This is a genomic window from Rhizobium sp. RHZ02, assembly GCF_014851575.1.
Taxonomy (GTDB): domain Bacteria; phylum Pseudomonadota; class Alphaproteobacteria; order Rhizobiales; family Rhizobiaceae; genus Rhizobium; species Rhizobium altiplani.
This window is the reverse complement of record NZ_JACUZX010000023.1, coordinates 63364-85880: the sequence shown is the minus strand read 5'-3', so window position 1 is coordinate 85880 and position 22517 is coordinate 63364. Positions and strand designations below refer to the sequence as shown.

Here is a 22517-nt window from a genome sequence, read left to right as displayed (position 1 = left end):
GCTAGTCGAGGCGCACCGTAATTTCCGTCTTCACGGAGTTGGCAAGAAAGCACAACTCGTGCGCTTCGTGGTGGAGTTTCTGTTCGATCTCTCGGTTCGGCCTGTCGCCGGCATAGGTAACCTGCGGTCGAAGCTCCACGCGGCTCACCATTGTCCTGCCCTGCACAGTTTCCATAAGGCCGGTTGCCGCATCGACATAGCTATCGACCAGGATGCGCTTCTTTGAGGCCAGCCAGAGATAGAAGAGCATGTGGCAGCTCGACAGTGCTGCAACGTATGCCTCTTCCGGATCAACATTCTCGGCAAGCGCGTACGGCAACGGCACATTGTGCGGCGAAGCGGAGGCAGCGACGGTGGCGCCGCCATCAAAGCTCCATCTGTGCCCGCGGCTATAGCGTCCGTCGATAAAACTTGCCGCGCCCCGCTCCCATGCGACCTCCGCGGAAAACGTCGTCATCTCTCATTCTCCCTTGCGCGTCAGGCGCGCTGTTGTCATCTGCAGGTGGCCCGACAGGGCCTTCAGTGCCTCAGCCTCGTCGCGACGCGCGCATGCGTCTATGATGGCGCGATGCTCGGCGTGGAGGATCACACGCTCGTTGGAGCCCTTTGGCTGCCTCAGATAGGCACGACGCGATTCACGCCGCAGTTCGTCGATCATGGACAGAAGGCGGCGATTGCCACATCGCCCGTAGAGCGTTCGATGAAAGGCGACATCCAGCTCCTCCAGCGTGGCCGGATCATCCTCTTCGATCAGATCTTCATTGAGACGGCGCGCCTTGCGCAGGTCGCTGTCGCCGAGCAGCGGCAGCGCAGCGCGCAGCGCCATGCTCTCCAAGGCTGCGCGGATCTCGGCGAGTTCACGTGCTTGCTCTTCCGTCAAACCGGCGACGGCCAGGCTTCGGTCAGGCCGCCGGTCGAGCAGGCCTGACGCTAGCAACCGATCTAGCGCCTGGCGTACCGGCTGGCGGCTCACGCCAAACCGCTCTGCCAGGAGCTCTTGTTTCAGGACGGTCCCTGGCGGCAGGCTCCCGCCTTCTATTTCGCGCCGCAGCGCCGTTGCAATCAGGTTTGTATCCATGGATCCAAAGTAAACGCGCAAGTGTATTTTGGCAACGCTGTGGCAGGATTTCTGTCATATTGATTGCGAAGAATAGCGTTAGGGAGCGTAGTATGGATCGCCGGTGGTCTCACGGGCGCCAGTCGATGACATGAATCGGTCATTGTGCTTGCGCCCGAGGGACGCATGGCCCATATCCATAGCCAAAACAGGGGAAAAGAACGACGTGAGCCTTCCGAACAACAACATCCAGCGAGAGCCGCGATGGCTCGGCCCCTCAGGCCCAGCCCGCACGCCGTTAATTCCCTCCATCTCCGCGGCGCGCTGGCTGCTCGTGCTTGTTGTCGCTGCTGGCGTCTACTTCTTCTACGGCTTTGCTGTCCCGGTTCTCGCCGCCCTTGTCATCGGCTTTGCAAGCTGGCCGCTGTATCGCCGGCTTCTCAGCCGTGTCGGTGGAAACACAACGGTCGCCGCCACCATCGCCATTCTGATGATCGTGACGTTTCTCGTGTTGCCGATCTTTTTCGCCGTCACCTATACGACAGGTGAGGTGCGCGAATGGGTGGCCTGGGCCGTGCACGCAAACAGGTCCGGTGCGCCAACCCCGCAGTGGATCATCGCCCTGCCTTTTGCCGGTCCGTATCTCGATGAACTGTGGACCAGATATATCGGCAGCCCCGGTGCCATGGGTGAGCTAATCCAGGCTGTGAGCGGCGCCCATATCGGCAACATCTATCGGGCGATTCTGGCAGCTGGCGGTGGCGCCTTCCACCTGCTCCTCACGCTGCTCTTCATGTTGATCGCGCTGTTCTTCGTCTACCGCGATGGTTCCTCCTTCTCGCAGCAGATCGATATGCTCGGCGAACGCATTCTTCCGAACCGCTGGGAGCGAATTTCCCGCGTCGTTCCGGCAACCATCAGCTCGACTGTCATGGGCATGACGCTGATCGCGATCGGCGAAGGCATCGTGCTCGGCGTCGCTTATTGGATCGCCGGTGTCCCCTCGCCCGTCACGCTCGGCGTCCTGACGGGTATCATGGCCCTGATACCCGGTGGTGCCCCGCTGTCCTTTACCCTGGTGTCTGTCTACCTGCTCGCCAGTGGCTCACATATCGCAGGCATCGGCCTTTTCGTTTGGGGAACGGTCGAGCTGTTCATTGTCGACAAGACACTTCGTCCGAAGCTTGTTGGCGGTCCCATCAAGCTGCCATTCCTGCCGACCTTCTTCGGCCTTGTCGGCGGCGTGAAAACCATGGGCTTTCTCGGCCTCTTCATCGGGCCGGTGCTGATGGCCCTCATTGTGGCGATCTGGCGCGAATGGATGCACGAGGTCCGGAGTGCCGAAACCGGCCCGAACGTCATGATCGACGAGCAGGCCCCGCCGGCGTCTCGCGCGGCCGAATGATCAGGGCAGCCGCTTTTCCATGAACAGGCTAAGTGGGTCTGGCAGGTAGCTGCCAAACGCTTCGATTTCGCCATAGCCGTACTTTCGGTAGAGAGCGATCGCTTCTGGCTGGTAAATGCCGGTTTCAAGACGGACGGCTTGGAGCTTCTTTTCAGCGGCCGTCGTTTCGAGTGCGTCCATCAGCTTGCTTGCCACTTTCAAGCCGCGGGCGCCGGGATCGACGAACATCCGCTTGATCTCCGCCGTTCCGTCGCCAGCCTCGACCAGTGCACAGCAGCCAACGATCGCACCCTCGTTGCGGGCGACGAAGAAGCTGACGGCCGGCTTCTCCAGGGTCGATACATCGACGAGGTGATTGCTTTCTGGCGGATACAGAGACTGGGCATAGGCGTCGGACATGTCGAGCAAGCGGAGCACGCCGTCTTGGCGCGGTGTTTCCAATGCAATCGTAATGGACACGGGTTTTTCCTGTCTTGTGGCGCCCGCGTAAAAAATGTTGGGGCGCCTTCATTCTGTTGGAATTTCAGCATCTAAGAGGCGAAGGTTCAATATTCAAAAGGCGATATTATGCAAGCGGTGCTGGTTGCAATGACGATCCTAGGCTGCAACGACTCGGTCACACAATGCAACTATCTCGCCACGGTTGAGCAGAAATGGCAGACCGTCGCCATGTGCGACGCCGATTCGGAAAGGCAGCTGAAGCGCTATACGAATGTCAGCTACCCAACGGTAATTGCTGTCTGTGAGCCACCGAAGCCTGCCTCCCCGGAAGCACCAAAGGCGGTCGTGGAAAGCGCGCCGACGCCGCCCGTTCCAGCCGAAACGCAGGGTCGATTGTCGGCCCTCGCTGACCGGGTGGCGAGTGAGGTGCGCGCGTACCTGCCGTCCGGTAGCGAAATGAAAACAGCGCTGGCTTCACCCGTCCACTTCGTCTCGGGCAGCTATTCCTGGGTGGCGAAGCGGCTGCACCGCTAGGCTGCGGCGAGCGACGTAAATTGAGCATAAGCGCGTGCATGCTGCCGCTGTTCAGCGATGTGCAGCCTTTCGATCATCTCCAGGAGTTCCTGCACGGCCCCATGCGTTGCATGCCGGCGGAACTTCTCAAGCAGCTTGCCGCAGACGTCGCCGAGCATCGTCGCTGCCAGATCTTTCGATGCGTCCCGCCACAACAGCGTCGCTTCGACGAAGATCGTGCTGATCTCGCGGGAAAGGCCGGCCGTCTCATAGAGGGCGCGCACCGCGTGCATGCGACCGGTTGCGAGAATGGAGCGAACGCGTCGCTCTTCGCAGCCAGTCAGGTTAACGATGGCGCCTGCGAAGAACTCGACCTTTCCGGAGCAAAGAGCGTGGATCAGGCACGACGGCGTTAGGTGGCCACTAACCCGTAAATGCTCGACAAGGTCTGAAATCTCGCGCGGCGTAATCTCGCCAGCAATCGACACGATGGCAGTTTCATTGGCCTCTCTGCTGATCCTGTGCAGTCGGCCGGGATCGATCGTCGCTAGCGCCAATGGCAGACCAACGAGGGCGGCGCTGACATGCTGCGTCAACAACTGACGCGCGTCCGCCGCAAGATCCCCGCGCTCCAGCAGCAGATTGCGGATTTCGCAGTGATGGCCGAGCCGCTCGGCAATTCTTTTAAGAGAGTAAGGCGCGATGGCCGCCCCGCCGTTCTCGAGAAGGCAGAGGACGGCCTCTTCTTCACCGATCTCGGCGAGCGCGGCTGAAACCGGCCGTGAAATCGTGCCGCGCGCGGCAATCAGCATTCGCGTGATGTCGCTGCCGCTGGCCGCGAGATCCACGAGGTCTGCGTCCGACAGTAAGGGTGAGCATGTGACCGCATGGCAGGCGATCTCCGGCTGATCCGCGGCCAGCGAGAGAATAACCGCTCGCGGCGCCTCCGGTGACCAAGAGATTGCTTCGGCAAGCGCCAGCCTCACCTTGGGGGATGGGTCGTCGAGCAGGAAAGTCATGGCCATCTCGGCCGCGGCGCGTTCTTCTGCTGCCATTTCGGACTGCAGATAGGCTCTGCCGAGGGCACTGGCCGCACGGGCCCTGTCTCCGGCCTTGGCGGTTTCCGCCCAACGAAGAAATGCTTCTACGATCACCCGTGTGCCCCATGCCCGAATGCGATTCTCTCGCATTCCAATCAGTGAGATCACGGTATCTTGGAAAAGTTTATGATTGGTTCACCATGTTCCTTAAGCGCTGACGGCCAACGTCAAACCTGCGGCCGGAACATTTCGAACACGTCGCTGCCTTCGCTGTAGTCCATGTAACCCATGCGGGCGACTGGCCTGGCGATCGCCATATCGAGTCGCCCATCGCGAATGATCGTCTCGTCGATGTGGATGCCGACAACCTGACCGAGGATCATGATGTTCTCGGAATTTTCACCGGTGAGTGACTTCGGCACAAGGGTCTCCGTTACCTTGCATTCGAGCACGGCAAAGGCCTCGGCGACGTAGGGCGCGTCGACAAGCTCACCCTTCCTGGCGGCGAGGCCGGAAAGAGCAAACTCGTCAACGCCATAGTCGACGGCCGCAGATGAGATATTCATCTTCTCGACCAGGTTCCGGCTGACAAAGTTACAGGTGAACTCGCCGGTCTCGATCGCATTCCTCTGGCTGTGCTTTAGACCGGCGGAGGAAAACATCACGAGTTTCGGGCGGTCGGAAATCGCATTGAAGAAAGAGTACGGTGCAAGGTTGATCGAGCCGTCGCTTCCCCTGCTGCCGATCCAGCCAATCGGACGCGGCGAGACAATGGCCTTGAAGGGATCGTGCGACAGGCCATGCCGGTTCGTATCGGTGGTATAGAACATCAGTCCCCTCCGCCAACCCAGGTCACAGTCTCGGTCAGTTCCGGGCGCGGGCGCTCGACGGGCGGAAACGTCGTTGAGCCCATGTGAATGAAACCAGCGATCTTTTCGCCCGACTTGACGCCCAGGAGTTCGTAGGCGCGCTCGTCATAGGCGAACCACTCCGTCAGCCAGTTGGCGACCCAGCCGTGGGCATTGGCGGCGAAGATGATGTTGAGGCAGACAGCACCAGCAGACATCAGCTGCTCCCACTCGGGAATCTTGATGTGCGGGCCGGACTTGCTGACGACGGCAACGACAACAGGAGCGCGGGTAAAGCGCGTACGCTCCACCTGGACCATTTCCTCAGACAGTTCTGGCTTGGCCTCGAGCGCGAGCTTGAGGAGCTCTTGGCCAATCCGGGCACGCTCTTCGCCGCGATAGACGATGAAGCGCCATGGCGCGAGCTTGCCGTGGTCGGGCACGCGGGAGGCCAGGCGCAAAATCTCTTCGATCTCGGCTTTGTCGGGGCCCGGCTCGCACATCTGGAAAGCGGGAATAGAGCGACGGACACCGAGATAGTCGATCAGCTTGATATCGGATTTCATGCGGGAGAGACTTCCATTTTCATGACAGCATTTGGGATGGGTCTTGAATTTGCCATCGCGTTGGTCTTGAAGTGGCCTCTGTGATTTCAGATGTCAATTGGTTCGCACGACAGATGGTTGGCATTTCGCCATATGCACGCATAAGCCTGGCCTTGGTTTTGACCGCCCTACTGCCTTTAAGCAGCCAGGCGCAGGACGCCTTCCAGACCTTCAAGCAGTTGGATACGACTGCGAAAATGCCGAAGCTGAATGCCTTCATCGCGCCGGGCACCGCCCCGCAGGGCTCGAAGCTGCGCGAGATCGCGCTCGAGGCGAAACTGACCGCCAACGGCGATCCTGTTGAGGATGGTCTCTCCTGGTATGTGTTCAGCCCGGCAGCGGGCACCGACGGAAAGCTTCCGCTGATCGCGTCCTCGCAAGGCGGCTCCGCGGATTTTCAGCTCGCGCCGGGAGACTATTTCGTCAACGTTTCTTTCGGTCGCGCCGGTGTCACGCGCAAGCTGACGGTTCCTGAAGAGGGTCAGGTCGACAAGCAGACGATGGTGCTGGAAGCCGGTGGCTTACTGCTGAACGCGGTCTCGGGAACGGACGTTCGCATTCGCCCGGATCAGCTCAGCTTCTCGATTTACTCCGCCGACGTGCGTGAGGACGGCGAGCGCGGTCTTGTCATGGCTGACGTGCCGCCAAACACCGTGGTTCGCTTGAATGCCGGAACCTACCACATCGTCTCCGAATACGGCGACACCAATGCCTCGATCCGCGCCGATATCCAGGTGGAGGCAGGCAAGCTCACGGAAGCAACGATCCAGCACAAGGCAGCACAGATCACGTTCAAGCTCGTGTCCGACGCCGGTGGGGAAGCGATCGCCGATACGGCCTGGTCGATCCTGACGGCCGCTGGCGACAGTGTCGGCGAGAGCGTCAGCGCTTTCCCGACCATGGTGCTCGCCGAAGGCGAATACTCCGCCGTCGCTCGAAACAAGGACAAGATCTACCAGCGGGATTTCAAGGTCGAAGCCGGCAAGAACACAGACGTCGAAGTTCTTATGAAGGACGTGCAACCCGAAGAACCGACAGAGGCCGCTAAAACCGTTCAGGTTCAGCCGGATCAGCAACCGCCAGCGAGTGACGGCTCGCCGAATACGCAGGCACCGCTACCTACCTACGATCAGCTCCAGGGCGGCACCGGCGCCGACGCGGACTGATCGGCCTCCTAGGGGTCCACAGACAAAGAAAAACCGCCCGGTTCTTTTAGAAACCGGGCGGTGTTGTATTCACGTGCTGGAGGCAGCTCAGGCTGCCTTTGCCTTCCTCGCTTCCGCCTTCCGGCGCACGTCCGGCGGCGTGGCTTCGAGCCCGAGGCTTGCGATTGCCTCGTCAAGCGACATCGAGGTTTGCTCCTGGCTGCCAAGACGGCGGATGTTGACCGTGCGCTCTTCCGCTTCCTTCTTCCCGCAGACGATGATGACGGGAACTTTCGTAACGGAATGCTCGCGGATCTTGTAGTTGATCTTCTCGTTACGGAAGTCGGTCTCAACGGTCAGGCCGGCGTCCCGCAGCGCTGCCGCGACTTCGGCGCCATAGCCGTCGGCCTCGGACGTGATCGTCGCGACGACGACCTGCTGCGGCGATACCCACAGCGGCAGATGTCCTGCGAAGTTCTCGATCAGGATGCCGAGGAAGCGCTCCATCGAACCGCAGATCGCGCGGTGGATCATCACCGGCTGCGTCTTTTCCGAATTGCTGTCGATGTAGAAGGCACCGAAGCGTTCCGGCAGGTTGAAGTCGACCTGCGTCGTGCCGCACTGCCATTCACGGCCGATCGCGTCCTTTAGCGTATATTCGAACTTCGGACCATAGAACGCGCCCTCGCCCGGCAGAATGCCGGTCTTGATGTTGTTCGACTGGTGTTGGATCGTGTCCAGCACGTCGGTCATCACGCTTTCGGCGCGATCCCAAAGATCATCCGAACCAACACGCTTTTCCGGGCGCGTTGAGAGCTTGATGGTGATCTCGTCGAAGCCGAAGTCCTTGTAGACCGACAGGATCAGATCGTTGATCTTCAGGCACTCGGCTGCCATCTGCTCGTCGGTGCAGAAGATGTGCGCATCGTCCTGCGTGAAGCCGCGCACACGCATCAACCCATGCAGAGCACCGGACGGCTCGTAGCGGTGAACTGTGCCGAATTCCGCAAGACGGATCGGCAGTTCGCGATAAGACTTCAAGCCATGCTTGAAGATCTGCACATGGCCGGGGCAGTTCATCGGCTTCAGCGCGAACACGCGGTCATCATCCGTATCGTCGCCGGCGACGGTGACCTTGAACATGTTGTCGCGGTACCAGCCCCAGTGACCGGAGGTTTCCCAGAGCGACTTGTCGAGCACCTGCGGCGCATTGACCTCCTGGTAGTCTTCGGCGAGACGACGGCGCATATAGGCGACGAGCGTCTGGAACATGCGCCATCCCTTGCCGTGCCAGAAGACAACGCCCGGACCCTCTTCCTGGAAATGGAAGAGGTCCATTTCGCGGCCGAGGCGGCGGTGATCGCGCTTCTCGGCTTCCGCGAGCACGTGCAGGTAGTTGTCGAGTTCGGCCTGTTCGGCAAATGCCGTGCCGTAGATGCGGGTCAGCATCGGATTGTTGCTGTCGCCACGCCAATAGGCGCCGGCCACCTTCATCAACTTGAACGCCGTCCCGATCTGGCCGGTCGATGCCATATGGGGGCCGCGGCAGAGGTCGAACCAGTCGCCCTGATAATAGATCTTCAGATCCTGGCCTGCCGGAATCGCATCGACGAGTTCAACCTTGTAGCTTTCGCCCTTCGCGGCGAATACTTCCTTGGCCTTCTCGCGCGCCCAGACTTCCTTGGTGAACGGCGCGTTGCGAGCAATGATCTCCTTCATCTTCTTTTCGATTTTCGGCAGATCGTCGGGTGTGAAGGGCTCGTTCTTGGCAAAGTCGTAGTAGAAGCCGTTCTCGATAACAGGGCCGATCGTGACCTGCGTGCCGGGCCAGAGCTCCTGCACGGCTTCCGCCATCACGTGGGCTGCGTCATGCCGGATCAACTCCAGCGCGCGGCCGTCGGTGCGGGTGATGATTTCAATTGCGCCTGCCGTCACCGGATCGGAAAGGTCACGGACCTGACCGTCGATAGCGATCGCGACTGCCTTCTTGGCAAGCGACTTGGAAATGGATTCTGCGACATCCTTGCCGGTTGCGCCAGCATCGTAGCTGCGCACGGAACCATCGGGAAATGTCAGGGAAACGGATTGGGACATCTATAATTCTCCTTGTCCAGTCCCGCCAACGAATGCGGGTGGTTGCAATGAAGCGCTTCGTCCGCACGAATGCGCCGCCGCCTGATACCGAGATTTGCTGCTTGAGTAAAGAAAAAGCCAGCTTAGCCGATCATTTCGGCAAGGCCACGCACCGTGTTCCAGTTCCGCAATGTTCCGACGCCCATTCGCTTGGTCGTCAGTGCCGAGAGCAACTTCCACTCGCTCGGCTTGCCGGCAAAATCGATCCAAAGGTCGCCGGCGGTGAGTGCCATTCGCTGCTTAGGATCGGCATAAGGGCGAAGCGCCTCCATGGCAGTAGGTGGAAGCGGCCTGCGCATGACGCGCACGATCACCTGACTGCCCTCGCCGTCTACAAAAGGATTGGACTTCGCAAGGGTCAACCAGTCGATACCTTTGCGCACGATGATATCGACCGGTTTGCCGAAACGAGCCTTGAAGGCCGCTTCCAGCTTCGCCTCGATCTCTGCGAGCAGGGCGGCATCGGCCTCGAAAACGATGTTCCCGGTCGAGACAAGTGTCCTCGGATTCTTGTACCCGATGTCCTTGGCCATGTCGCGAAGGTCGGACATCACCACGCGGCGACCGGGCGCAAGCACAATGCTGTGCAGGAGCGCGACGTAGATCATGCTTTGCAGAACTCTGCCGCGCCCTCGCCAAAATCTTCGAGTTCGTGCTTGGACGCGGCCGCATCCACATACTTGAGCGAGGCATCGGGGACGTCGAGGCGACGGCGAAACACCCGAAATGCGCCTTGCGTCATCGTTCAGCCCGCCTTGCGACCAAGCGCGAGGTAGCGCCAGGGCGTCCACCAGTGAAAGCGTTCACCGAGCTGCTCGGGAACCGGGTCGAGCCCGCTGGTGCCGCCCGGGCCGCAGCGCGCGACGCGAAAGAGCGTCATCCATCCGCCGTTCCACAGCCCGTAACGGGCGACTGCCTCATAGCCGTATTCCGAGCAGGTCGGGATGTGGCGGCAGGAATTGCCGATGAAACCGGAGAGGGTCAACTGGTAGGCGCGAATGAAACCCATCCCCAGCACCCTGCCGGCCGTCTTCCGAAACGGGCCGGAGTAATTTCGGGAGTAGGAGCGCGTGGATCGACGCGGTGCGGCGGCGCCACCCTCGTCTTCGTCCTCATCGCGATTGATCGAACAGAATTTGCACATCGGCTATGCCGCTCAGGCCTCGATGGTTTCGCCGCGCTTGGCCTCGACCTGGCTGACCGCATCGACGACGGCGTCGAAGGTCAGCATCGTCGAGGCATGTCGTGCCTTGTAGTCCTTCACGGGGCGGAGATAACGCATGTCCTCGAAGCGGCCTTCCGGCCCCTCGCCGTCCGCCTTCAGCATTGCCAGCATGTCCTCTCGCGCCTTGCGCAACTCAGTCGCGCTGGCGCCGATCACATGGCGGGCCATGATCGAAGACGATGCCTGTCCGAGCGCGCAGGCTTTGACGTCGTGCGCGAAGGCGGTGACCGTATCGCCGTCCATCTTCAGCCAGATCTTGACCTTGGAGCCGCAAAGTTTGGAGTGCGCCTGGGCGCTGGCGTCCGCATCCGGCAAGCTGCCGATCAGCGGAATATTGCCCGCGAATTCCAGGATTTTGCTGTTGTAGATATCGTCCATCGTGGATTCCGCTCCAGAATTCATGCGGATCGGCGCCTCAAAACTCATTGTAGCACAAAAGAAAAACACAGCGTGTCGTGCCGGGAGACTTACATAAGGATGCCGTTTTCCTATATGTATGTCGTTCGAAGGCCAGAAAAATGCAATGGCCTCGGCTAAGTTTGATTGGGAAACCGTGCCGGAAGGGCAGCAAACCAAGCCCTGAAAGCCCCGGAGCCTGCCAAAGGTGCATGAATTCCCTTGAGTGGAATTGCCAGTGGCTAGTCCGAAAGACGGTCCGCCAAAGCGGATCAGGAGACTGTTACATATGGACGCCATCATCAAGAATTTTCCGCAGACCCCCGCCGATCTCGATGCGGATCGGCCCAGCCAGAAAGAAGCAGAGGATGCCGTCCGCACGCTGTTGCGTTGGGCAGGTGACGATCCGACGCGCGAAGGCCTGCTCGATACGCCAGCACGCGTGGCCAAAGCCTATCGTGAACTCTTTGCCGGCTATGATATGGACCCGGAAGATGTGCTGGGCCGTACCTTTGAAGAGGTTGCCGGCTACGACGACATGGTCCTGGTGAGGGATATTCCGTTCTTCTCTCATTGCGAACACCACATGGTTCCAATCATCGGCAAGGCCCATGTTGCCTACATGCCGGATGGCAAGGTGCTGGGCCTTTCGAAGATCGCACGCGTCGTTGAGATCTACGGTCGTCGCCTGCAAACGCAGGAAACCATGACCGCCCAGATCGCTAAGGCCATTGACGACACGCTCACTCCGCGCGGTGTAGCCGTCATGATTGAGGCCGAACACATGTGCATGGCGATGCGCGGTGTGCAAAAGCAGGGCTCGACCACATTGACGACAACATTTACCGGAACGTTCAAAACTGAGCCGGCTGATCAAGCCCGATTCATGTCCATGGTCCGGAGCCGCTGAATACGGCTTCAGTTAAGAAAGCCGCGATGATGCCCTTTGCGTTCAATGCGCCGTCCGATGATAAATCAGAACTTGAGGACGCGGGCGACTTCACGCCACGCTTTGACGATCGCGGCCTGATCACCGCGATTGTCACCGATTCCGCCGATGGCGAGTTGCTGATGGTGGCGCATATGAACGCCCAGGCCCTCGCACTGACCATTCAGACCGGGAAGGCTCATTACTTCAGCCGCTCGCGGGGCAAGCTCTGGATCAAGGGCGAAACCTCGGGCAACACCCAGATGGTCAAGGAAATTCGGACGGACTGCGACCAGGACGCCATCTGGCTGAAGGTCGAGGTCGCAGGCCATGATGCCACCTGTCACACCGGTCGCCGATCCTGCTTCTATAGGACCGTGAACCTCGAAGACGGCAAGCCGATGCTCGAAATCGTCGATGACGAGCTCCAGTTCGATCCGGACGAAGTCTACGGTAAAGAGTCATAAAAGCAGGCAGTTGCCTCTTATTGGGCCAAAATCTACGCCTATATACGAATTGGAAAGGGACGCGGGACACTAATATAGTTCGTTTTTAATTGTTTGCCGGGAGGGATACGAGCCATGCTGAATTGGGGATTGTACCGCCAAAGCTCCGAGGCGGGCGCGTCCAATGCCAGCACCCCGACCGCGCCAGACATGAACGCTCCCGCATCTCCTCCGCCTGCCCCGAAGAGAACCAAGCTTGCCCTTGCGCTGGGCGGCGGCGCCGCACGCGGCTGGGCGCATATAGGGGTTCTGCGCGCCCTGGACGAAGAAGGTATCGAGATCGGCATGGTTGCCGGAACCTCGATCGGTGCGCTGGTCGGCGGCTGCTATCTGGCGGGCAAGCTCGACGAACTGGAAGGATTCGCTCGTTCGCTGACGATGCGGCGTATAGCGAGCCTGCTTGATCTGACGATCGGCGGCAGTGGTCTGTTCGGCGGCATGCGGTTGACGAAGCGCATGCAGGAGCATCTTGAGGGGCTCAACGTCGAAGATCTGGACCGGCCATTCGTGGCTGTCGCCGCCGAAGTAAACACCGGGCACGAAGTCTGGATCGCAAACGGATCGCTAATTACGGCTCTTCGCGCCTCCTATGCCCTCCCCGGCATTTTCGAACCCATCCGCAGCAATCAACGGACACTCGTCGATGGCGCGCTGGTCAATCCGGTTCCCGTTTCCGTATGTCGCGCCTACGAGCAACCGCTCGTGGTTGCCGTCAATCTGAACTACGATCTTTACGGTCGATCGGCTGTCGTCCGGCACAATGCAACCCTCTCGCGCTCCGAAGTCCAGCGACGCGAGGAGGTGCCCTATACCAAGCTCGGCATGACCGGTGTGATGGTGCAGGCTTTCAACATCATCCAGGATAGGATCGCGCGTGCGCGCTTGGCGGGCGATCCGCCGGACATATCGCTTCAGCCGCGTCTCGGCGATATCGGCCTCTCGGAATTCCATCGCGCTGGAGAAGCGATTGAGCGCGGCTATGAAGAAGCCAAGCTGAGGCTTCCCGAGTTGAAACGGATGCAGGAACTATTCGCCGGCTCTCTCTAGGCGCCGGCGAAGCATTCAGCCGGCGATGTAGGCCTTGATCTGTTCGGCTTCCAGTTCGACTTCAGCAATACGCGACTTCACGACGTCACCAATCGAAATGATACCGGCAAGTTTGCCGTTCGTTTCGACAGGAACGTGACGGAAGCGTCGGCTCGTCATCAGCCCCATCAGGTCATACACTGTCGAATCTTCATGGCACCGATAGACCTTTGCGGTCATAAGCGAGCCAACCGGCTGATCGAGGCAGGCCGCCCCCGCCTTGGCGATCGCGTGCACGACGTCGCGCTCCGTGAAAATCCCGGAAATCTTGTTTTCCATCCCGACGATAACGATAGCGCCGATCTTCTTCTTGCTGAGAATCACAGCCGCCTCGGCAACGGTCGTGTTTGGCCCGGCGGTTACGACATCCCTGCCCTTCGCATCGAGTATGGCCTTGACTGAGTTGGACATTCTTGAACCTCCTATGTCGAAAGTGAAACACTTCAACTGATCACAGGCATCCGTGGCGGCTCTCCTCCCATCACGGATCAGGAGGAATGGTGCACTCCAATGCTCAAGATTGCAATATATCCGATGTCTCTGAAATGAGCGGCTGCTCGGGTGGCTCCCGGTCGAAAAAGCCGAAGAGAACGAAGCCGAAAACGAAGCCTCCGATATGGGCGTCCCAGGCGATTGCCTGGGATCCGTCGCCAATCAACGGGACGCCGACGGCGATCAGGAGATTGCCCACGAACCAGAAGAGAATGAAGGCGACGACCGTGCGGCTGCGAAACGCTCCCAGCATCGAGAGTCGCGGATTAAGATGCGCCGGCCCGCTCATCCGCTGTTCAGGCGGGAACGCAAAGCGGCAGGCAGCGCCCATCAGGCCGGACACCACGCCCGACGCGCCGATCAGCAGCGTGGCCCCTCCCCAATCTAAGGCCGCATGGAAGGCGGCGGACGCAGTTGCCGAGAGCACCCAGAAAACGATGAAGCGAAACGTTCCAATCCGGCGCGCCACCGGTGTGCCGAAGGCCATGAGCCACAGCCCGTTGAAAACGATATGCTCTATACTGCCGTGAAGCAGCGAATAGGTAATCGGCGTCCAGAAAAGTTGCGGGCCCTGCTCTGAAAGCGGCGTGATGTAGCGCAACGGAATGAAGCCGAAATTGAAGAACAGCCAGTCGAGGCCACTGCCGGATAGAAGCAGCGATTGAACCGCATATATCAGCCCCAGCAGCGCAAGTGCCGCGAGCACCGGGCCCGGAAGGTTGAAGATGGGTGACGGCGGCGGGGGCTCTATCGCCGTTTGCGGCTCCGACTGCTCGTTCATCTTCGTCCTCAATTGATTGCGGCACAGCCTTACAGGACGAAAGGTCAAAAAAAAAGCCGTCCGGCAAAGACCGGACGGCTTCGAGCGTCGAGGATATCCGCGCCCGACAGTCTGTGCTGAACTTCCCGAAGACAGGAAGCGATGGACAGACATTGTCACGGCGCGATGCGCGGCTCAATCGAAACCGTTCCTTAACCTTAACTGCTCCGAGCTGGCACGAGATACGCACAGCATCATAGCGCATGGCCATGACGGCCGTGTTTTGATCCAAAATGAAACAGCCGGTGCAGCAATGCGTCTCAAAACGACGATCGACCTATTCGAATATTGGACTCGGATCCGCGGCAAAGACGTTGCGCCGTTGAGATCGCAGGTCGAGCCAACGCATTTGCGGCAGATTCTGTCGAGCGTGTTTCTCCTCGAAACAGGTGATTCGGGCCGCATTGCATTCCGCCTTGCCGGAACCCGTATTTGCGATCTCTTTGGTCGCGATCTCCGTGGGGTCCCGTTTTCCGAGCTTTGGGCGCATGGGAAGGACGACATCGAACAGATGGCCGCGGGCCTCATGAGCAACGCGATGCCGGAGCTGCTCAACGCCACGGGTTTCACCGCGGCCGGCCATTGTGCCTCCTTCGAAATTGTCCTCCTGCCGCTTCGCTCGGACGAGTGTCAATGCGACAAACTTCTAGGGGCTATCGCCCCCGCGGTCGCATCAAGCTGGCTGGAAGTCGTGCCGCTCCAGTTCCTCGCTCTCGATCGCATCCGATCACTGCACGAAGGGCTTGGCTCCGACAGGGAGCTCAAGGATGCCGAGTTCGGAGATGAGCACCCGCTATACGAGCGTACCCCGTCGATCGCTGACACAATGCGACGCGTTATGTCCAGTCTATTTGCTGAATTCGGCGTTCCAGGCTCGGTTAGGCACAACTGAATGCGTGCATAGTGCACGAATCTGAACAACCTTCTGTTAAGGGATTCCGGGTAATGATCGGTTGGTTGTATTTCATGAAGAAGCCCTTTGATGCACGCGTTCCAGCAAGTTCAGACGCAACGAACTGCGCCTCGCCTCGAACAAGGTGCCTTTCAACGTGTCCCAATCAACATGCAGGGCCGGCTTATGCTGGCGAACTACGAGGAATTTGAGTGCCTGGTCATCGATATGTCGCCGGGCGACATGTACGTGACTTGCCTGGGCCGCCCTCGTGCCAACGAGCGTGTGGTGGCCTATATCGATCACCTCGGGCGCGTCGAAGGCTATGTGCAGACGATCGATGGTCGTGGCTTTGTCATGTCGATCCATGCGACCGAACGCAAGCGCGAAAAGCTCGCAGCACAGCTAACTTGGCTTGCAAACAAGCATGAGCTTGGCCTTCCGGAAGACCGCCGTCACGACCGCCTGACGCCGCGCGAGACGAAAACCGAAATCACGCTGGAAGACGGCGCCCGCTACAGCTGCCGCATCATGGACCTGTCGCTTTCCGGCGCTGCAGTCGATGTCGAGGTGCGTCCGCCCATTGGCACACCTCTCCGCCTCGGCAATATGCGCGGCCGCGTCGTACGCCATTTCGTGGAAGGCGTTGCGATCGAATTCCTGTCGATCCAGTCGCGGGAAACACTGCGCGAATTTCTCTAATCGTGCCGCAGGCGCGCCGCCCGGGTGCCTGCTGTTCGATGTTCGCTTATCGCGAATTTGATCCCTCGGCCTGTTGCACATCATTCTCTCGATCAACGCAACGGCGGCCGCACCCGCCCAGCCCTGCCGATTGGTCACTCGGCGCCTGCTCAAAGGCAGCTGGACCTTGAGAAGCCGCTTGCGGGCGCATGGCAATTTTTCAGAGCCTAGCCGCAAAGTAGATCTCATCGATCGTGGGCCGTGGATCCGACAGCTGCTTTTCCGCAAAATTTCTCGATAATAATTTTGCTGCCGAAACGTGCCAATCGGCGAATTTCACCGCCAGCACCGCGATTATGATCTAGGCGCGGACCATCGCGGCGGCAGTCCAGATGGTAAATGAAGTCCTCCCAAAGCCTCGGATCCGGACGCTGCGTTAATAACTTGTCCCAAAATGCTGCGATTAAACGCCGAACCTCTTTCCGAGGAAGGAGCAATTTTAATCAAGTTTAGCGCGAAAGCCCTTCGAATTTTAGGCGAATTCGATTTTGTTTTTAGTCGATTTCTCTGCGTGTTTGAATCAACTAAGCCTTTAATTTAACTGCGTAATTTTGCGTCGAATAAAAATGTCTGTGTCAGGTTCTCCTCACAACGGGGACACGACAAATGACAATAACGAGTTTCATCAAAGGCAGTCTGGCCGTCGGTGCAATGTTGATCGCGATGGCGGGTTTGGGACAAGCGAACCCCCTCAACATGACGGTCCTTGGAAATGCGAGCCCGCCGATCGGTGCCTACCAGTTCTGCAAGGAAATGCCTACCGAGTGCGCCAATGAAGACGGCGATCAAGGCGAGCTGCTTCTGACGGAGGAACGCTGGAAGACGATCCTCAAAGCGAACTACCAGGTCAATTCGTCGATCACGCCGTTGACCGACAAGGAAATCTACGGTGTCGAAGAACGCTGGGCCTATCCGCGCACCGCCGGCGATTGCGAAGACTATGCGCTGCTGAAGCGCAAGATGCTGATAGATGCCGGCTTCTCGCCTTCCGATCTGCTGATCACCGTCGTCCTGCAGCCGAATGGCGAAGGCCATGCGGTGCTGACGGTCCGCACGGACCGCGGCGATTTCATCCTCGATAACATGCGCAACAAGGTCATGCTTTGGGCCGATACCGAATACACCTACCTCAAGCGTCAGTCCGCTAACGATCCGAGCCGCTGGGTCAAGCTGCAGGATGGTCGCGCGGTGGCGGTCGGCAGCGTCAAGTAAGCGCGTAACGCCGGGAATATCCGGCGGTAACCATAAGGCTCCGGTCGTCCCCCGCATCCCCGTGCCTGACCGGCGCCACAGAGCCGCTCCCGCTGTCCCGGGAGCGGTTCGTTTTTTCTTGCCGCAAGGCGGCGCTTAAGTGTTCGTTAACCGTATCAGCCGGACAATCGCTGCATCAACCAACGGCACCGGCGACTCTTGTTCCTTTCGCGGCGGTCTGACATCCGAAGGCCGCCATGAACCATACCGGTACCGCACGCGAAATTGAGGAGTCGCCACTCCTTTCGACGCGTTTCGTCGTCCGTTTTACGATCGCTGTCGCCTGCCTTGCGGCTTTGACACTGGCCATCAGTTTCGGTGGTCGCTGGTTTGGCGCTCGCATTTCCCTCGCTGGCAATACCGATGCGATAACGCCGATAACCCTGACGATTGGCCGCGATACTCTCCGCCTTCCCGAAAACACGCTGCGCTTCCCTAGCCAGCGGAAGGACGGCCTGTTCGAAAGGGCGGACCTCTATCTCACTTGGCCGGAAATGCAGGGCTACAGCAAGGAACACCACGAGCGCTTCGACGATGTTACCCAGTCGTCGGGACTGATCTTCCTTCAGGTCACCCAAAGCACTATGTCCCGGGATATGTCGGGACGACTAGAACCGATCTACTCGCATCTCGTCGAGGGCGACGGCGTCCCCTTTGCCAATGGCATGACGCTGCATCACCTGCGCGCAGACGCGGGCTATGCCGATGAGGTTCTGTTGACCGCGCCGCGCGCCGGCGGCCAGGACTATGTCGTACGTTGCGCCTTGCCGGCGACGCGTCAAATGGCCACCAGCGGGGATTGCCAGCGTGACATAAAACTCGGTCGCGACTTAACTGTGCTTTACCGGTTCTCCAGCACGCATCTGCCTGATTGGGACCATATTGATGCCGCTATTCGCCATTTTGTGGAAGAGCGACTTGTGAACGCTTCTGCGCCAGGTCGCTAGAATGATCCGATGTGGCGAAAGAAACGATTAATCATAAACGGATTGGTAACCCCGGACGGATAATTTGCTGAGAGAACGATCGCGCCGGGAGGGCGGCCGATCTCTCCAGTGTCCGAAATGCAAGCGAAGAGTAGAATAGTGCCAAGGTCAGTCTCCTCCGTATCACCATCGCGATCCCGCAATATTCTTATAAGAGCGATCACGGCGCTGTCTCTGGCGGCCGGTATCATTATGGCCGACTCGATCGATGCCGATGCGGAGGCTGCCAACTCAAAATACGCGGGTATCGTCGTTGACGCGAAAACCGGCAACGTTCTCTATAGCGAGAACGCGGATCGCCTGCAGTATCCGGCCTCTCTCACAAAGATGATGACGCTCTACCTGACCTTCGAAGCATTGGAGCAGGGGCGCATCCGCCTGGACACCTCGGTGCCCTTTTCCGCCCACGCTTCCGCCCAGGCGCCGACGAAGCTCGGTGTTCGCGCAGGTGGTACGATTTCCGTCGAACAGGCAATCCTTGGCCTCGTGACGCTGTCGGCCAATGACGCGTCCACTGCTCTCGGCGAGTTGCTTGGTGGCACAGAGGATCGTTTCGCCCAGCTGATGACCGCGAAAGCGCATGCGCTTGGTATGACGCGTACGACCTATCGTAATGCCAACGGCCTGCCGAATACCGCCCAGATGACGACTGCGCGCGACCAGGCCCGTCTGGGTATCGCACTTCGCCAGCATTTTCCGCAGTATTACGGCTATTTCTCCACGCAGAGCTTTAAGTTCGGAAATCGCATCATCCGTAGCCACAACCGTCTTGTCGGCTCCGTGCGCGGCGTCGATGGCATCAAGACGGGTTATACCCGGGCGGCTGGTTTTAATCTGGTTAGCTCCGTTCAGGTCGATGGAAAGTCGATCGTTGGCGTTGTTCTCGGCGGGGCTTCGACCCCTGCCCGCGACAATCAGATGCGCAAGCTGATCGCCGCCTACCTGCCCAAGGCATCCAGCCGCAGTGGTTCCTCGGATCTGATCGCCCAGACCGCGCCACAACCGGTAGCGCCCGTCGCCGAAACACGCGTCGCTTCGGCTGCACCTGAAATCAGCCTGCCTCGGACAGCGCCAACGCCGGATACCCGCGATCAAGCGGCTTCCGCGCAGGTTGCGTATGCCGACGTTGCCAAGTCGAAGTCCGACAATCCGCTCCTCCAGCAGGAAATGCCAGCACCGACGAAGGTCAAGACCCAGGCGATCAAGCAGGCATCTGTTGCTACGCCCACACCTGCTCCTGCCTATGTCCCGCCGGAACAGGGCGATACGTCTGTCGACGAACTGACGACCGCATCGACCAAGGAACCGCAGCTGGCCGGTTGGGCCGTTCAGATTGGCGTTTCTTCCAGCAAGGAAGGCGCGATGGACCTGCTCGACAGCGCCAAGAACAAGGGTGGCAAGTCCCTTCGTTCCGCAAAGCCTATCGCAGTCGCCAATGCCGGAAGCTACCGTGCTCGCTTCAGCGGTTTCGATGACCAGCGTTCTGCTGTGAACGCCTGCAACGCCCTCAAGCGCGCCGGCGTGAAGTGCTGGGCTACGGCCCAATGATCAGCTGACATGCCGCCCACTAGACCGGGCGGCATGTCACAGACGTCGTGATCGTGTGTTTGATCCGACGGAGTTCTGAGACTCGGTTTGTAATGCGTACGGGGATGAGAATGGCGATCAACGAGAATGTTCCGGAATTTCCGCCACATGGTCGGGTGACCGGCAAAAATCCGCGAGCCGGTTTGCACCCGCTACATGAAGCGGCTTTGCGACTGGCAGAGGTAGGATTGCAGCGGCAGAAGCCGAAATCGGCAAAGACCAAGGACCTGATCAATCTGCTACTGTGCCACGGCGCGCGGGCCTGGCGTTGCTCACAGGCGGAAACCAGTATCCACCTTCACGTCACCTGCCCGGAAGGTCGGGCACCGGTAACGTTGCGCCTGCGCTAAGCTAGTCAGAGCAGGCCGAGTTCGGAAAGCTCGCGGCGAAGGTCCGCGGGCATTTCCGCAATTCCTTCTCCAAGGCTATTCAGATCGCGCGGCACATCATCTTGCGGATAGTAGCGCCAGCCCTGGAACGCACGCTTCGGCTGGACTGCCGTTTCGATCACCTCGGGCCCCAGCACCAGATGGCAACGTGAGATTCCCTCGCCATCGGTAAAGGTCTGGATATCGAGCAGCTTCTGGCGCGCCTGCACCTGCCCCTTGATCACCCAGTAGAGCGAACCGCCGTCAAGCAACTCTTCGACCCGTTTCGGGACCATCCTCGTCGTATGCACGGAATGAGGCTCTAGCCCGGCCGCAATCGCCCTGAGAGACCGCTCGGCGACCCACTCACGCAGATCGTCGATCGAATCCGCGCCCACACACAGTTTAATGAGATGCAATGCCATGCCGCCGTTCAAATCCTTTTATCGGGCAGCGTCAAGCGGCAAGTCGCATGTTCACAAAGTCAGCATTCCACGACGTTGACGGCAAGACCGCCGGTAGAAGTCTCCTTGTACTTCTCGCTCATGTCGTTGCCGGTCTGCCGCATGGTTTCGATGCAGGCGTCGAGCGGAACGAAGTGTCTGCCATCGCCCTTGATGGCCAGTGAGGCAGCCGTAACTGCCTTGACCGCGCCGAGGGCATTTCGTTCGATGCAGGGAACCTGCACGAGACCCGCGACTGGATCACAGCTCATCCCAAGATGGTGTTCCAGCGCGATTTCGGCGGCGTTCTCAATCTGCTCTGGCGTCCCGCCCATGACCGCGGCAAGGCCGGCAGCCGCCATGGCGGCTGCGGAGCCCACCTCACCCTGACAGCCGACCTCTGCGCCGGAAATCGAGGCGTTGTGCTTGATGATCCCACCGACCGCAGCAGCGGTCAGAAGATAATCGCGGATGCCGTTCTGGTCCCAATCGTCGTGGAAATGCTCATAATAGCGGATCGTCGCCGGGATAACGCCCGCGGCACCGTTCGTCGGAGCGGTCACGACGCGACCACCAGCAGCATTCTCCTCGTTGACGGCCATGGCGTAGACGCTCAGCCAGTCGTTCGCGAGCAGCGGGTTGATGCGGTTGCTGCGCCATTCCTCCTGCAGCTTGTCGTGAATCGCGCGGGCGCGGCGGCGAACATTCAGCCCGCCCGGCATGATGCCATCGACCTTGAGCCCGCGTTCGATACACGAGCGCATTGCTTCCCAGATGCGATCAAGACCGGCGTCCAGTTCCTCGCGGCTACGCTGCGTTTCCTCATTGGCACGCTTCATCTGCGCGATCGAGAGGCCGGAGCGCGCGGCCATGTCGAGCATCTGCTTGGCCGAGGAGAAAGGATAGGGAACCTTAAGCGAATCGGACGGAGTCTTCTTCTTTGCACGCATCTGCTCGAGCTCGGTGTCGGTCACGACGAAGCCGCCGCCGACTGAATAGTAGATGCGCTTGACCAGCATCCGCCCGTCCTTGTCGAAGGCGGAAAGCGACATACCGTTGGCGTGGCCCGGCAACGGCTGCTTCTTGTCGAAGATCAGATCGGTCTTCGGCTGGAAACCATAACTCGGATGCCCCGGCGGCGAGATACGGCCGGAGCGCTCCACCTGGCTGATGATCCCGTCCATCTTGTCTGGATCTACGCTGTCGGGCTGCTCGCCCATCAGGCCGAGGACGACGGCCCTGCCGGTCCCGTGCCCGATCCCTGTATGCGCCAGTGAGCCGTGCAGGCTGACCTTTATGGACGCGACCTGGGCGCCAGAGGTCGGGCGCGGCCAGTCGTTTGACAGGATCAGATCGAGGAATCGATTGGCTGCAGTCATCGGACCCATCGTGTGCGAACTGGAGGGCCCGACACCGATCTTGAAGACGTCGAAAACGGAAAGGAACATGACTGCGTCCTGTATAGTTGCTGCGCAAACCTACGCTACCGGCTCCCACGATCCCGGCGATGGACCGACATGGCATTTCACGCGTGCGACATCTGTAAAACGAAGCGCTGCGACTTGCTAGTCATTGCGGCGTGCCACCGCATCTGTAGAGTGACGCGGCG

Annotated in this window: 27 protein-coding genes; 12 read left to right on the top strand and 15 right to left on the bottom strand. The window is 59.6% G+C overall.

Annotation, left to right across the window (positions count from 1 at the left end; translation table 11 throughout):
• Position 1 precedes the first annotated feature (1 nt).
• Positions 2–457 (bottom strand): OsmC family protein, encoded by a 456-nt coding sequence (locus tag IB244_RS24530; RefSeq protein ID WP_192241975.1) that lies wholly within the window; start codon positions 455–457, stop codon positions 2–4.
• Positions 458–460: 3 nt separating this feature from the next.
• Entirely contained in the window at positions 461–1078 is a 618-nt protein-coding gene (locus IB244_RS24525) for a GntR family transcriptional regulator (protein ID WP_113470429.1), read from the bottom strand.
• 205 nt (positions 1079–1283) lie between these two features.
• On the opposite strand from IB244_RS24525, the gene IB244_RS24520 reads away from it, so the two are divergent.
• On the top strand, positions 1284–2462 hold the full coding sequence (locus IB244_RS24520) for an AI-2E family transporter (RefSeq protein ID WP_018854982.1): 1179 nt from the start codon (positions 1284–1286) through the stop codon (positions 2460–2462).
• Here the strand turns inward: IB244_RS24520 and IB244_RS24515 are convergent, their stop codons facing one another.
• Positions 2463–2921 (bottom strand): GNAT family N-acetyltransferase, encoded by a 459-nt coding sequence (locus IB244_RS24515; RefSeq protein WP_018854981.1) that lies wholly within the window; start codon positions 2919–2921, stop codon positions 2463–2465.
• Positions 2922–3029: 108 nt separating this feature from the next.
• On the opposite strand from IB244_RS24515, the gene IB244_RS24510 reads away from it, so the two are divergent.
• A complete protein-coding gene (locus tag IB244_RS24510) occupies positions 3030–3437 on the top strand; it encodes a hypothetical protein (protein WP_113164078.1) in 408 nt (135 codons plus the stop codon).
• Here IB244_RS24510 and IB244_RS24505 read toward each other — a convergent pair.
• The 3 genes from IB244_RS24505 to IB244_RS24495 form a co-directional block, all read right to left on the bottom strand.
• Positions 3434–4606 (bottom strand): DUF2336 domain-containing protein, encoded by a 1173-nt coding sequence (locus tag IB244_RS24505; RefSeq protein ID WP_192241976.1) that lies wholly within the window; start codon positions 4604–4606, stop codon positions 3434–3436. The two genes, IB244_RS24510 and IB244_RS24505, sit on opposite strands and share 4 nt — an antisense overlap.
• A gap of 77 nt (positions 4607–4683) precedes the next feature.
• A complete protein-coding gene (locus IB244_RS24500) occupies positions 4684–5286 on the bottom strand; it encodes a flavin reductase family protein (protein ID WP_113470431.1) in 603 nt (200 codons plus the stop codon).
• A complete protein-coding gene (locus IB244_RS24495; protein ID WP_018854977.1) occupies positions 5286–5870 on the bottom strand; it encodes a nitroreductase in 585 nt (194 codons plus the stop codon). Before IB244_RS24495 ends, IB244_RS24500 begins: the two co-directional genes overlap by 1 nt.
• Before the next feature lie 113 nt (positions 5871–5983).
• Between IB244_RS24495 and IB244_RS24490 the strand changes: the two genes are divergently transcribed.
• A complete protein-coding gene (locus IB244_RS24490) occupies positions 5984–7075 on the top strand; it encodes a hypothetical protein (protein ID WP_192305953.1) in 1092 nt (363 codons plus the stop codon).
• 87 nt (positions 7076–7162) lie between these two features.
• Here IB244_RS24490 and thrS read toward each other — a convergent pair whose 3' ends face one another.
• The 5 genes from thrS to IB244_RS24465 form a co-directional block, all read right to left on the bottom strand.
• Positions 7163–9148 (bottom strand): threonine--tRNA ligase, encoded by a 1986-nt coding sequence (gene thrS / locus IB244_RS24485; protein WP_018854975.1) that lies wholly within the window; start codon positions 9146–9148, stop codon positions 7163–7165.
• Between the two features lie 122 nt (positions 9149–9270).
• Positions 9271–9795 carry a DUF1697 domain-containing protein gene (locus IB244_RS24480; RefSeq protein ID WP_192305951.1) on the bottom strand — a complete coding sequence of 175 codons (525 nt, stop codon included), beginning with the start codon at positions 9793–9795 and terminating at the stop codon, positions 9271–9273.
• Positions 9792–9929: a hypothetical protein gene (locus IB244_RS24475; protein WP_162763407.1), complete on the bottom strand. Its 138-nt coding sequence runs from the start codon at positions 9927–9929 to the stop codon at positions 9792–9794. The genes IB244_RS24480 and IB244_RS24475 overlap by 4 nt, the downstream gene beginning before the upstream one ends.
• A 3-nt stretch (positions 9930–9932) precedes the next feature.
• Positions 9933–10331 (bottom strand): membrane protein insertion efficiency factor YidD, encoded by a 399-nt coding sequence (gene yidD, locus IB244_RS24470; RefSeq protein WP_113470433.1) that lies wholly within the window; start codon positions 10329–10331, stop codon positions 9933–9935.
• A 12-nt stretch (positions 10332–10343) separates the two neighbouring features.
• Complete coding sequence (locus IB244_RS24465; protein WP_018854971.1) at positions 10344–10790, bottom strand: iron-sulfur cluster assembly scaffold protein; 447 nt, start codon at positions 10788–10790, stop codon at positions 10344–10346.
• A gap of 307 nt (positions 10791–11097) precedes the next feature.
• Here IB244_RS24465 and folE point away from each other — a divergent pair, with 307 nt between their 5' ends.
• The 3 genes from folE (at position 11098) to IB244_RS24450 (ending at position 13289) form a co-directional block, all read left to right on the top strand.
• Positions 11098–11718, top strand: a complete 621-nt coding sequence (gene folE, locus IB244_RS24460) for a GTP cyclohydrolase I FolE (protein ID WP_018854970.1) — start codon at positions 11098–11100, stop codon at positions 11716–11718.
• Between the two features lie 26 nt (positions 11719–11744).
• Positions 11745–12203, top strand: coding sequence for a phosphoribosyl-AMP cyclohydrolase (gene hisI, locus IB244_RS24455; RefSeq protein ID WP_018854969.1), 459 nt, complete (start codon positions 11745–11747; stop codon positions 12201–12203).
• 114 nt (positions 12204–12317) lie between these two features.
• Positions 12318–13289, top strand: a complete 972-nt coding sequence (locus tag IB244_RS24450) for a patatin-like phospholipase family protein (protein WP_112660177.1) — start codon at positions 12318–12320, stop codon at positions 13287–13289.
• 15 nt (positions 13290–13304) lie between these two features.
• On the opposite strand, the gene IB244_RS24445 is transcribed toward IB244_RS24450, so the two are convergent.
• Together IB244_RS24445 and IB244_RS24440 are read right to left on the bottom strand one after the other, a co-directional pair.
• The gene (locus IB244_RS24445) at positions 13305–13739 is read right to left on the bottom strand and encodes a CBS domain-containing protein (RefSeq protein ID WP_192305949.1); all 435 of its coding nucleotides are present in this window, start codon (positions 13737–13739) and stop codon (positions 13305–13307) included.
• Positions 13740–13842: 103 nt separating this feature from the next.
• Complete coding sequence (locus IB244_RS24440; protein WP_192241971.1) at positions 13843–14601, bottom strand: rhomboid family intramembrane serine protease; 759 nt, start codon at positions 14599–14601, stop codon at positions 13843–13845.
• Positions 14602–14893: 292 nt separating this feature from the next.
• Between IB244_RS24440 and IB244_RS24435 the strand changes: the two genes are divergently transcribed.
• The 6 genes from IB244_RS24435 to IB244_RS24410 all read left to right on the top strand — a co-directional run bounded on the left by IB244_RS24435 (position 14894) and on the right by IB244_RS24410 (position 20447).
• Positions 14894–15532, top strand: coding sequence for a PAS domain-containing protein (locus IB244_RS24435; RefSeq protein WP_192305948.1), 639 nt, complete (start codon positions 14894–14896; stop codon positions 15530–15532).
• A 90-nt stretch (positions 15533–15622) separates the two neighbouring features.
• Positions 15623–16234: a PilZ domain-containing protein gene (locus tag IB244_RS24430; RefSeq protein ID WP_018854964.1), complete on the top strand. Its 612-nt coding sequence runs from the start codon at positions 15623–15625 to the stop codon at positions 16232–16234.
• Positions 16235–16879: 645 nt separating this feature from the next.
• On the top strand, positions 16880–17485 hold the full coding sequence (locus tag IB244_RS24425) for a transglutaminase-like cysteine peptidase (protein ID WP_192241970.1): 606 nt from the start codon (positions 16880–16882) through the stop codon (positions 17483–17485).
• A gap of 236 nt (positions 17486–17721) precedes the next feature.
• Positions 17722–18471 (top strand): hypothetical protein, encoded by a 750-nt coding sequence (locus IB244_RS24420; protein ID WP_113470438.1) that lies wholly within the window; start codon positions 17722–17724, stop codon positions 18469–18471.
• A 117-nt stretch (positions 18472–18588) separates the two neighbouring features.
• Entirely contained in the window at positions 18589–20058 is a 1470-nt protein-coding gene (locus IB244_RS24415) for a D-alanyl-D-alanine carboxypeptidase (protein WP_026371490.1), read from the top strand.
• A gap of 110 nt (positions 20059–20168) precedes the next feature.
• Positions 20169–20447, top strand: coding sequence for a hypothetical protein (locus IB244_RS24410; RefSeq protein WP_112660185.1), 279 nt, complete (start codon positions 20169–20171; stop codon positions 20445–20447).
• 5 nt (positions 20448–20452) lie between these two features.
• On the opposite strand, the gene IB244_RS24405 is transcribed toward IB244_RS24410, so the two are convergent.
• Both IB244_RS24405 and IB244_RS24400 read right to left on the bottom strand, forming a co-directional pair.
• Entirely contained in the window at positions 20453–20890 is a 438-nt protein-coding gene (locus tag IB244_RS24405; protein WP_016554039.1) for a DUF1489 family protein, read from the bottom strand.
• Positions 20891–20949: 59 nt separating this feature from the next.
• Positions 20950–22356, bottom strand: a complete 1407-nt coding sequence (locus IB244_RS24400) for an L-serine ammonia-lyase (protein ID WP_018854958.1) — start codon at positions 22354–22356, stop codon at positions 20950–20952.
• Positions 22357–22517 lie beyond the last annotated feature (161 nt).

Bases quoted from the DNA above. Each gene is read 5' to 3' on its own strand.
- yidD (WP_113470433.1), bottom strand. From the start codon at position 10,331: ATGTGCAAATTCTGTTCGATCAATCGCGATGAGGACGAAGACGAGGGT.
- IB244_RS24465 (WP_018854971.1), bottom strand. From the start codon at position 10,790: ATGGACGATATCTACAACAGCAAAATCCTGGAATTCGCGGGCAATATT.
- IB244_RS24530 (WP_192241975.1), bottom strand. From the start codon at position 457: ATGACGACGTTTTCCGCGGAGGTCGCATGGGAGCGGGGCGCGGCAAGT.
- thrS (WP_018854975.1), bottom strand. From the start codon at position 9,148: ATGTCCCAATCCGTTTCCCTGACATTTCCCGATGGTTCCGTGCGCAGC.
- IB244_RS24400 (WP_018854958.1), bottom strand. From the start codon at position 22,356: ATGTTCCTTTCCGTTTTCGACGTCTTCAAGATCGGTGTCGGGCCCTCC.
- IB244_RS24425 (WP_192241970.1), top strand. From the start codon at position 16,880: ATGACAATAACGAGTTTCATCAAAGGCAGTCTGGCCGTCGGTGCAATG.
- IB244_RS24510 (WP_113164078.1), top strand. From the start codon at position 3,030: ATGCAAGCGGTGCTGGTTGCAATGACGATCCTAGGCTGCAACGACTCG.
- IB244_RS24420 (WP_113470438.1), top strand. From the start codon at position 17,722: ATGAACCATACCGGTACCGCACGCGAAATTGAGGAGTCGCCACTCCTT.
- folE (WP_018854970.1), top strand. From the start codon at position 11,098: ATGGACGCCATCATCAAGAATTTTCCGCAGACCCCCGCCGATCTCGAT.
- IB244_RS24525 (WP_113470429.1), bottom strand. From the start codon at position 1,078: ATGGATACAAACCTGATTGCAACGGCGCTGCGGCGCGAAATAGAAGGC.
- IB244_RS24410 (WP_112660185.1), top strand. From the start codon at position 20,169: ATGGCGATCAACGAGAATGTTCCGGAATTTCCGCCACATGGTCGGGTG.
- IB244_RS24500 (WP_113470431.1), bottom strand. From the start codon at position 5,286: ATGTTCTATACCACCGATACGAACCGGCATGGCCTGTCGCACGATCCC.
- IB244_RS24445 (WP_192305949.1), bottom strand. From the start codon at position 13,739: ATGTCCAACTCAGTCAAGGCCATACTCGATGCGAAGGGCAGGGATGTC.
- IB244_RS24495 (WP_018854977.1), bottom strand. From the start codon at position 5,870: ATGAAATCCGATATCAAGCTGATCGACTATCTCGGTGTCCGTCGCTCT.
- hisI (WP_018854969.1), top strand. From the start codon at position 11,745: ATGATGCCCTTTGCGTTCAATGCGCCGTCCGATGATAAATCAGAACTT.
- IB244_RS24490 (WP_192305953.1), top strand. From the start codon at position 5,984: ATGGTTGGCATTTCGCCATATGCACGCATAAGCCTGGCCTTGGTTTTG.
- IB244_RS24435 (WP_192305948.1), top strand. From the start codon at position 14,894: ATGCGTCTCAAAACGACGATCGACCTATTCGAATATTGGACTCGGATC.
- IB244_RS24475 (WP_162763407.1), bottom strand. From the start codon at position 9,929: ATGACGCAAGGCGCATTTCGGGTGTTTCGCCGTCGCCTCGACGTCCCC.
- IB244_RS24450 (WP_112660177.1), top strand. From the start codon at position 12,318: ATGCTGAATTGGGGATTGTACCGCCAAAGCTCCGAGGCGGGCGCGTCC.
- IB244_RS24440 (WP_192241971.1), bottom strand. From the start codon at position 14,601: ATGAACGAGCAGTCGGAGCCGCAAACGGCGATAGAGCCCCCGCCGCCG.
- IB244_RS24430 (WP_018854964.1), top strand. From the start codon at position 15,623: ATGCACGCGTTCCAGCAAGTTCAGACGCAACGAACTGCGCCTCGCCTC.
- IB244_RS24415 (WP_026371490.1), top strand. From the start codon at position 18,589: ATGCAAGCGAAGAGTAGAATAGTGCCAAGGTCAGTCTCCTCCGTATCA.
- IB244_RS24480 (WP_192305951.1), bottom strand. From the start codon at position 9,795: ATGATCTACGTCGCGCTCCTGCACAGCATTGTGCTTGCGCCCGGTCGC.
- IB244_RS24405 (WP_016554039.1), bottom strand. From the start codon at position 20,890: ATGGCATTGCATCTCATTAAACTGTGTGTGGGCGCGGATTCGATCGAC.
- IB244_RS24505 (WP_192241976.1), bottom strand. From the start codon at position 4,606: ATGCGAGAGAATCGCATTCGGGCATGGGGCACACGGGTGATCGTAGAA.